Source organism: Thioalkalivibrio sp. ALE11 (genome assembly GCF_000381205.1).
GTDB lineage: Bacteria > Pseudomonadota > Gammaproteobacteria > Ectothiorhodospirales > Ectothiorhodospiraceae > Thioalkalivibrio.
Window position 1 is genome coordinate 1 of record NZ_KB906198.1, and the last position, 8,513, is coordinate 8,513.

The 8,513-nt window shown below is 64.2% G+C and carries 10 protein-coding genes and 1 pseudogene; 4 read left to right on the forward strand and 7 right to left on the reverse strand.

Annotation, left to right across the window (positions count from 1 at the left end):
* From F620_RS0113760 to F620_RS14590, 4 genes and pseudogenes are all read right to left on the reverse strand, one after another.
* Window positions 1–185: helix-turn-helix domain-containing protein (locus tag F620_RS0113760; RefSeq protein WP_196802056.1), on the reverse strand; the 185-nt coding region annotated here is incomplete at its 3' end.
* A gap of 101 nt (window positions 186–286) precedes the next feature.
* Window positions 287–1,664: pseudogene (locus tag F620_RS14585) on the reverse strand (type I restriction endonuclease subunit R); the annotation flags it as partial.
* A gap of 43 nt (window positions 1,665–1,707) precedes the next feature.
* A complete protein-coding gene (locus tag F620_RS0113770; protein ID WP_019571033.1) occupies window positions 1,708–2,697 on the reverse strand; it encodes a hypothetical protein in 990 nt (329 codons plus the stop codon).
* Window positions 2,698–2,787: 90 nt separating this feature from the next.
* Window positions 2,788–3,063 carry a M48 family metallopeptidase gene (locus tag F620_RS14590; protein WP_369773824.1) on the reverse strand — a complete coding sequence of 92 codons (276 nt, stop codon included), beginning with the start codon at window positions 3,061–3,063 and terminating at the stop codon, window positions 2,788–2,790.
* 216 nt (window positions 3,064–3,279) lie between these two features.
* Here F620_RS14590 and F620_RS15040 point away from each other — a divergent pair, with 216 nt between their 5' ends.
* A complete protein-coding gene (locus F620_RS15040) occupies window positions 3,280–3,474 on the forward strand; it encodes a hypothetical protein (RefSeq protein WP_019571035.1) in 195 nt (64 codons plus the stop codon).
* Between the two features lie 264 nt (window positions 3,475–3,738).
* On the forward strand, window positions 3,739–4,500 hold the full coding sequence (locus F620_RS0113780) for a SprT-like domain-containing protein (RefSeq protein WP_019571036.1): 762 nt from the start codon (window positions 3,739–3,741) through the stop codon (window positions 4,498–4,500).
* An 80-nt stretch (window positions 4,501–4,580) separates the two neighbouring features.
* Here F620_RS0113780 and F620_RS0113785 read toward each other — a convergent pair whose 3' ends face one another.
* Window positions 4,581–5,177: a cyclin-dependent kinase inhibitor 3 family protein gene (locus tag F620_RS0113785; protein ID WP_019571037.1), complete on the reverse strand. Its 597-nt coding sequence runs from the start codon at window positions 5,175–5,177 to the stop codon at window positions 4,581–4,583.
* Window positions 5,178–5,550: 373 nt separating this feature from the next.
* On the opposite strand from F620_RS0113785, the gene F620_RS15415 reads away from it, so the two are divergent.
* Window positions 5,551–5,730, forward strand: a complete 180-nt coding sequence (locus tag F620_RS15415; protein ID WP_196800559.1) for a hypothetical protein — start codon at window positions 5,551–5,553, stop codon at window positions 5,728–5,730.
* A gap of 35 nt (window positions 5,731–5,765) precedes the next feature.
* Window positions 5,766–6,746 carry a sensor domain-containing diguanylate cyclase gene (locus F620_RS0113795; protein WP_019571039.1) on the forward strand — a complete coding sequence of 327 codons (981 nt, stop codon included), beginning with the start codon at window positions 5,766–5,768 and terminating at the stop codon, window positions 6,744–6,746.
* Window positions 6,747–6,947: 201 nt separating this feature from the next.
* On the opposite strand, the gene F620_RS0113800 is transcribed toward F620_RS0113795, so the two are convergent.
* On the reverse strand, window positions 6,948–7,982 hold the full coding sequence (locus F620_RS0113800) for an ADP-ribosylglycohydrolase family protein (RefSeq protein ID WP_019571040.1): 1,035 nt from the start codon (window positions 7,980–7,982) through the stop codon (window positions 6,948–6,950).
* A gap of 282 nt (window positions 7,983–8,264) precedes the next feature.
* The coding region (locus F620_RS0113805) for an integrase core domain-containing protein (RefSeq protein WP_026331501.1) at window positions 8,265–8,513 on the reverse strand (249 nt) is incomplete at its 5' end.

The window sequence follows — 8,513 nt, forward strand, 5'->3', positions numbered from 1 at the left end:
ATCGTCTTCGGACGATGGGTACGGTCTTCCACCTCGGTGCGCCGGCGGCGCCACTTGCGCACCGTCATGCGACTGATGCCGTAGCGCCGGGCCAGTTCCGGGTCGCTGACGCCGGCCGGCGCCTCCTGCAGTTCCTGCCGGATCCGGGGTGTGGTGCGGGCGTTGGAATGGATCGTACTCGCCATGCGGTCAGCCTCCCGTTCGCTCATCGGGCACAATACTCATCCACTCCCGGGCATGAAACAGGGGTGCCTTCTCTCGCGGTATGCAATCAGACGAGACCTGACACGTAGGCGAGGTTGTCGCGGGTATTGGCCCGGGCGGCTTCGCGCAGGGTGTCGTTCTCGACGGCGCTCTCGGCGATTTGGTCGAAGAAGAGCTGGTCGGCCGGGGTGAACTCGGTTCCGAAGCGTTCGTTGAGCTTGCCGATCAGGGTGGACAGTTCGACTTCATCGTCGTCGGCCTTGCCGCTGCCCACCTCGGTGGGGCCGTAAAGGGGCTGTGCCTCACCCACGCCCAGGTCGATGGCCCCCTCGCTGACCTTCTGCAGGCGGTAGTATTTCAGCGAGACCTCGTCTTCCAGTTCGAACACGGTGTCGTCGGCGCGCCGGGGCAGTTTGTGCAGCAGAAAGCGGGCGTAGCTGTAGAGCTTTTCCAGGCCGCTGTCCTGGTAAGGGATGATCTGGGCCAGGAAGGCATAGAGGTTGCGGAAGCTGGCAAGCTGGCCCTTGAACTGATCCTGTTCGTCCTCGTCCAGCCCCCGGTAGCGCTCCACCGCGTGATCGAGAATAAAGCCGGTCTGGTACTTCTCCGCCACCAGCAGTACCTGGTAGTGCTCAGAGGCGAACCGCTCCGGCAGCTCCGATTCCTTGATGCCTTCGTTCATGCCCACTTCCGTGTAGGACCGATCGGGGAAATCCGGGTCGGCGACGCTGCCGGAGAAGGCCACCAGCGAGCGGATGCCGGTGATGTCGTGATCCTTGATGTACTTGTCGAAGGCCTGCTTGTAGCGCACCGCATGCAGGCGCGAGGCGGTCACCACCATGGCCTTGGCCCGGCCACCGATGCGGTGGCGGGTGTTGTGGCGGAAGTGCTCGACGATCACCTCCACCTTCTGGGCGATATTGTGCGGGTGCAGGGACATAAAGCGCGCCAGCGCCCGGGCTGCCTTGCGCCTGGGCACCTGCGGATCGTCCTCGATGGACTTGATCAGGCCGTAGTAGGTCTTGTAGGTAGTGTAGTGCTCCAGCACATCCATGATGAAGCCTTCCTCGATGGCCTGACGCATGGCGTAGAGGTGAAACGGCGGCCGGCCGTCCGGGCCGGGCTCGTTGAACACCGCCTGGGTCTTGAACTTGGGCGTGGCGGTGAAGGCGAAGAAGCTGATATTGGGCTGGCGCGGACGCTTCAGCATCTCCTTGAACAGCTCCCGGCGCGCCGCCTCGGACAGCGCTTCCTCCTCGACGTCCAGAAACTCTTCGGCGATGGCCGATTGGATGTTGACACACAGGGTCATGGTTGAGCACCTTGCGCAGCTCCATGGCCGTCTCGCCGGACTGGGAGCTGTGGGCCTCGCCCACGATCACCGCGAAGCGCTTACCGCCGGTATTCAGTTCCACCTCTTCCCCTTTTTTGGCCAACGTGTCCATGGCCTGGGCGATGAAGAAATCATGGGTGTCCTCTTTTCTTGCTTGAATCGCACCCCATCTACAGCTTCCAGCCAATCGCCTGATCGAGTAAGGGCAGCGCCTGGACCCGATAGTCCCCCATCGGTTCCAGGGGATCGCGCGTTTCGGGGGCAGCCTCGAGCGCCACCAAACCGAAGAAGCAGGCGAAACGTTCGATGGAACGCAGCGCCCAGGCCTTCTTTGCCTGGCGCACCGCATACGTCGCGGGATCCTGGTCCCAGTATGGCGGTTGCTCGTTCGCCTCGCTCTCGGCCATGGGGAAGGCGTTGAGGAATTGCTGTTCGTAGAAGCTCACCGGTCGAGCCTCGTGGCCATGGAGGTGGACCAGGTAGAGCGTGAAGAGGAAACTCATCTGCACGATCGGGAGTTCGGGATAGCCGTCGCGGTAGGCCCAGTTGAATTCCTGGCAGTAAACCCGCAGCAGTCGCGTAAACAGCCCGGCCCAGTCACCGGTATCGAACTGCTTCTCCACCGCGCGCACCAACTTGAGGCGGCCACGGGACTTGCGGGTAAAACGGCCGATGCCGGCGACGACCCGCAGGGTATGCAGCTCATCCAGATCCTCCTCGTTGCGGATCGTACCGGGATAGAAGGAGCGCCGGTAGGCAAAACCGCTTTCGTCCAGGGCCTCCCGGGCCTCGCTCACGATGGCGCGGGGCAGATTGCCCTTGGGTGTGAGCTTGATCCCGTTGCCCCGGCACGCCTCGGCAATCACCTCCAGTAGCCGGAAGGCGGGAGAATCGGGCCGTTCCCGGATCCCGTCGCCGAAGGTGACCAGCTCCGGCGCGTCGAAGGGGTGGTAGAGCAATCGATGCATTTGATCGCTGTTGAGGCCATGGAAGTCATCGATGGCCTCAGCCTCGAACGCCGCCATTTCCTCGGTGATGATCTGCTCCACTGCTTCCCGGGTGGGAGCCTGGCCCGTGTTCATCATCTGCTCCACCACACGGCGGATGTCGTCGGCGGGCGGAATCCCGGAGCCGTTGCCATTGTGACCGGACTTTGCCATGTGGAGCCCCCGTGTATCGCGTGTATATCAGGCCTGATAGTGGCAGCAAGGATGGAGCATCCATCCGGTTCATCTCAATCGGGTGCAGCGTCAATAACCCCAGTCTTCATGTGCCAGCGGAGTCTCGTTGAGCTCGTCCTTGCGCAGGCGCCAGTCCGGCATGTATTGATCCATCAGGGCCCGGAAGCGCTCGGTGTGGTGACGCTCCAGCAGGTGCACCATTTCGTGAACGAGTATGTATTCCAGGCAGCGAGGGGACTTCTTGGCGAGCTCCAGGTTCAGCCAGACGCGCCGCGCCTCGATATTGCAACTCCCCCAGCGGGTCTTCATTCGCTTGATTCGACAATCCGAAACCTCCACACCCACAACCCCTGTCTGTCAACCTGAAGCCATACAGCCCTTTCATGGGTTAATGTAGATTTCAGGGCCACGACAGCAGGAGCAGACCGATGCCCAAGGCACCGAGTGAGTTACCCGAGTCCCAGGTGAGCCCGGACCCCAAGCAGGAGCGGCGGACACGCCGCAATTCCGGAGCAGGTCTTTACGGGGCGCTTTGAGGCCATCCGTACGCAGCGACAGCAGGTGCTCGATGCCCAGTACCGCAATCACCCCGAGCGCTTCGTCAAAGGGGCGCCCGTCGCCGCCCGACCGCCGGAGGTGGTGACCGTCAACCCGGTGTCACCCGAAGAGGCCGAGACCGGCGAGTCCATGGTCGTGAACTTCCCGACCCTGAGCGCCGCTAGGGCGAGGACGGAAAATACATTATCCTCCGCGTGAGGTGTCCGAAACAGGCTGACAGGTTCCGATGGTGGCGTATCTCCTCGGGTTGGTTGGTGGTACTTCCATTCCAGCCGGATACGCCGCCTTCCTCAATCCCCCCGTACACCACTTTCGACAGTAACTCTTCGCCTCGACGACCCCCCGGACCATTCTTGCTCACCCGGCCGGGACGAAGGGCGGGTCCAAGCTTTTGTGACGGGATTTGTGACAAATGAGGCCCTGTACAATCGGCGCCCGAGTCTCAAACCGCGGGTGCACGCCATGACCGACTCCCCCACCCTCTCCATGTACTCGGCCCTTCAGCAGGCGTTCGATCACTTCAACGAACGGCTGTTCGACAACGAGTTGCCGACCTGTCTGATCACGCTGCGCAGTTCCCGCCGGCAGCGGGGTTACCACCATGCGGAGCGGTTCATCTCCGCGGACGGCACCATCATCCACGAGCTGGGCGTGCATCCGGGGTACTTCACGCTGAACCCGCCGGAGGTCGCGCTCTCCACGCTGGTGCACGAGATGGTTCACCACTGGCAGGAATGCTTCGGCAAGCCGATCCGCTCAAACCATCACAACCGCGAGTGGGCGCAGAAGATGGAGGCCATAGGACTGGTGCCCAGTGACACCGGACTGCCGGACGGCAAGCAGACCGGGCGCCGGGTCACCCACTACATCCGGCCCGACGGGCCGTTCGCCCTTGCCTGCGCGGATCTGCTCGCCAGCGGATTTGCCCTGCCCTGGTTCGACCGCCACGCGCCGACCTCGCCCGAATCGGTCGCGCAGGTGCAGGACGCGCTGGCCGAACAGGGCCTGGCGGTGGCCAGCACACCCGCCCCGGCCGAAACCCTTGCCCACCCGGAGGATCCCGAAAAACCGGCGGTCTTCGGCCCGCCGCAGCCGCGCCCGGATCCCCGCGTGCGGCTCACCTGCCCGAGCTGCGGCGCCCGCGTCTGGGCGCGCCCCGACACCGCCGTGAACTGCGGGGTGTGCCTGGACCCGATGGAGGATTTGTCCGGAGAAGCGCCGTAACGGGTAGCGCCTTCCGGGGAGATGTGCCTCGGCAACCGCTATGGCCGCCGGTCAGGCCGGCCAGACAAGCCAGGCTGGATTCACTCAACTCCTCCCTGGCGAGAAGCTCTGGCCACTCCATCGGCGTATTGCCCCGGCGGCACCATTCGCAGATAGCGCTCCTGCTCGCTCGACTCGATGGCGCCTCGCCGAGCCCGGCGGACAGCAGCCACCGCCGCATCCGGGGCCATGCCTCGATCGATCAGGAGACGGGCGGCTACCGTACCCGCCCGTCCCAGACCACCCTTGCAGTGCACGAGCAGGCGCCCGCCTGCATAGAGTGCTCGATGCATCTCCGGGGCCACCGCCTGCCAGCGGTCATCCCACTGACGGTCGGGAGCGGCCATGTCCGGGATGGGCAGGTGGTACCAGGTCACCCCGGTCTCGCTGACGGCCTCCCCGAGCCGGGGCACGCCCAGGTCGTGCAGTTCTTCCAGCGTTGTCAGGGTCACGACGCCGGCCGCGCCCCACGCCCGGATTCGGTCCAGATCCGACTCCAGATCGCGGGCCCAGGCGCCCGTCATCGCATGAGCCTGCTGCTTGCCCGGACAGAGGGTGATACCGATGGTGCCGCCCTCCGGCAACGTGATCTCGGCGATCTCCAGCGGATGACTGGTAGTGGTCCGAACGGCGTTCATTCAGTGCGCTCCGTTGATTCGATGGCGAGGATCCCCGATGGATTGGCGTTCGAGCGCTGGTGAAGCGCATCGCCGCCCCCGAGTCGGGTCATGCTGGCTGAGCTGCGCGAGCCACTCCGTCGAGATTCGCTCCCCCCGGTACCCGTACGCCGTCATGTCCCTGCCACCTCCGTGAGGCCCGCTGGCGGGTCCAGTGGAACCCTACCCACTTTTATTCCGCCAACAAAGCCCGCAACGCCCTTCCGGTTCGCTCGGGCGACTAAACCTGTCGCCCGGTTCGAGACCTGCGCATTTCCGGCGATTGCAACCTGCACCCTCATGGCCGACGATGCAGCGAACGGCTCTGATATCCCCCATACGAAAGGAACTTCACGTGACCGACGCAAGACGCGACGCCGACGAGCGCGAAGAGGAAGAAGAAGAACTCCGCAAGCGACGGGAGAACATGCAAAGGCGCAGCGACAGCCAGGCCGCCGCTGGCTTTGACGTCCTTCATCGGCCGAACGATGAAGAGACTCCTGAGAACGAAGAAGACGGCTCGCAAAGTCGGTGATCGAAAAGGCCACGACCACGTCGCCGAGAAGCCCCATGGACGAGACACCGCGGTCTGACCAGACGACCCTGATCGAGCAGCTGAAGGCCGAACGCGACCAGCTCCTCGGCCTGCTTCGTGCGCTGCCCGACATCTCGTTCGTGATCGATGAAGACGGGCTTTACGTTCGGGTCATCGGCGGGACGAACGAAGCCATGTATGTCAGCGGCAAGCCGCTGGAAGGCTCGACCCTCCAGGACGCTCTCCCCGAAAGCATTGCCAATCATTTTTTGGGGGTGGTCCGGGAGGCCCTTCGGACGGGAGAAATGCAGTTCCTGGAGTACGAACTGGGAGTCGAGGACGTGACGGCCCTACCGCCCGAAATCCGGGAAAAAGCCGCCGATCCGAGTAAACAGTATTTCGAGGGCCGCATCCTCCCGTTGCCCAGTTACGATCACCCCAAGCCCGTCGTACTGTGGGTGGCCGTCAATATCACTCCCCGAAAACAACTCGAGCAGTACTGGCGCCAGGCGGCCGAAACCGATCCGCTGACCGGAATCGCCAACCGACGCGCCCTGTTCCAAAAGGCCCACGAGGAAGTAGAACGCGCCCGTCGCTACGGGCACCCGCTGTCCCTGCTCATTCTGGACATCGACCATTTCAAGAGCATCAACTCCCGCTTCGGGCACGCCCGGGGGGACGAGGCCCTGCGGCGCTTCACACGCACCTGCGCCGAGCTCCTGCGCACCAACGATCGTCTCGGCCGTATCGGAGGGGAAGAGTTCGTGATCCTGCTGCCGGAAACCGATCTGGTGGGGGCGACCCGTCTGGGACACCGGATCGTGGAGGCGATCGCCTCCGTGGAGATCGATGAAACGTCCCCCGTGTTCACCATCACGGTTTCTGTCGGGGCGGCGACGCTGGAACACGGGGAGGGCTTTGAAGCAACCCTGCACCGAGCCGATCAAGCCCTGTCCAGGGCGAAAGCCAACGGCCGCAACCGTCTGGAAACCGACGGCCCGCACCCGACCGAATGAACCACCGCATGGGATCGCCCATCGACCATCGTCCCGGAGACGGGCACGGCAGCCGAAATGGAGGGCCAATGAAAGGCTGGGCCCACACACGCAACCTGGTCTCGAACAACTAAGGGCAGCTCACCCGGTGACACTCCCGCGTTAGCGAGCCCATGAAGATGATCGCGACACTTCACCAACAAGGGGATCCGTTGGATGATCTCAGCGATCATCCGTCGCTGATGATCGAAACCAACCGTCTTCCGACAGCCCCGGACTATCCACTGCCGACGGATCACCCGTCTCGCAAGGCCCCGAGGGAGTTCCACCAGAAAGGCGCAACAAAGCATCGCCCAGACCGGCCAGCCGGTCGTACTGGCTGAGCCGGGCACGCCACTGCGCCGGGATCCCTGCCTCCCCGTAGTACGCCCCCGCCAATTGCCCGTAGATCGCGGCGGTGGTGTCGGCGTCGTGGCCCAGATTGGCCGCCAGCAGCGCCCCCTCGCGGAAACCCCCACTGCGGTCAAAGGCCCACAGGGCCGCCTCCAGACTCTCGACCACATAACCCGTCCCCCGGATCTGCGGTGGATCCCGATGGCGAAAGGAGCCCTCGGCGATGGCCTGGACGGCCGGTTCCAGCTCATCGCCCGGACCGAAGCCGGGGAGCGCCTGCCAGGGCCGCTCCAGCACCTCGGCTCGTTCCGCCCCTTCCAGAACGGCAAGGATATAAGCCGTCCACAGACGACAGGCATCGAGACATTCCGCAGCCGCGTGCGTGGTCCGGGAACTCACACGGGCGGTTTCATGGGCCCGGGCCGGGGTACGGCGGTAGGCCAGCGGGACCGGAACCAGGCGCATGAGCGAGCCGTTACCCGCCGCTCCGGGATCCTCCGAACCACTCAACGGATTGCCGGAGTCTTCGTACCGCGCAAGCGCTGCGCTCACCGTGTTCCCGATGTCGAAGCACCGCCCCGTACTGCTGGCATAGCCTTCGCGCCACCAGCGGACGTAACGGTCCATCTGATCGTGCGCATCGAAGCCTCGGCACTCGACCAGGCTCTCCGCCAGCGCGATGGCCATCGAGGTGTCGTCGGTCCACTGCCCCGGTTGCAGCCCGAACGGCCCGCCTCCCACCATGTCGGTGATGGGTTCAAAGCTTCCCGGCTCGCGAAACTCCAGTGTGGTGCCCAGCGCATCGCCGCAGGCCAGACCCAGCATCGCGCCCCGATAACGCTCTTCGATTGTCAGCACCCTCATCCATCTCCCCGATGTCCGTGGCGGTGTCGCTTGCCCACCGCGGGAACACTGCATAGATCCGATCCCACCGAATGCGGGCGTTCGGCCACTGGCGAGAGCGTTATCACGAAACATGCGCTGCCCCGACAACATGTTCGGTCGAGCGATCAGTTTGAGGCCAGTCCAGTACTGGTCAGACGCGAACCTATCCTCGGGCAAGGGCGACGATGGACCCCAGGTTCAATGAACGGGATAACAGGCATCTGTACCGCACCCGGATGCCTGGACACTCCGTAAGCATGATCATGCCGCCACCGGCATAGTTTCAAGGTAGTCGGCACGGACCTGCGCCGGCGACCGGAACCCATGGCGCTCCAGCAGCCAACCTTGGTTATATTGCTCTTTCCAGCGCTGCAGGGCCTCGTTGAGCTCCGCCACGTTGCGGGCCCCATGGCACCAGAGCAGCTGCTCCTTGAGGGTGCGGAAGAACCTCTCGATGACGCCGTTGCCCTCCGGGGCGTAGACGAACGCCGGCGAGGACTCGAGGCCGAG

What these genes read in the sequence shown, in the direction of transcription:
- F620_RS0113800 (WP_019571040.1), bottom strand. Translation starts at nt 7,982, where the DNA reads ATGAGGGTGCTGACAATCGAAGAGCGTTATCGGGGCGCGATGCTGGGT.
- F620_RS0113795 (WP_019571039.1), top strand. Translation starts at nt 5,766, where the DNA reads ATGGACGAGACACCGCGGTCTGACCAGACGACCCTGATCGAGCAGCTG.
- F620_RS0113770 (WP_019571033.1), bottom strand. Translation starts at nt 2,697, where the DNA reads ATGGCAAAGTCCGGTCACAATGGCAACGGCTCCGGGATTCCGCCCGCC.
- F620_RS0113780 (WP_019571036.1), top strand. Translation starts at nt 3,739, where the DNA reads ATGACCGACTCCCCCACCCTCTCCATGTACTCGGCCCTTCAGCAGGCG.
- F620_RS0113785 (WP_019571037.1), bottom strand. Translation starts at nt 5,177, where the DNA reads ATGAACGCCGTTCGGACCACTACCAGTCATCCGCTGGAGATCGCCGAG.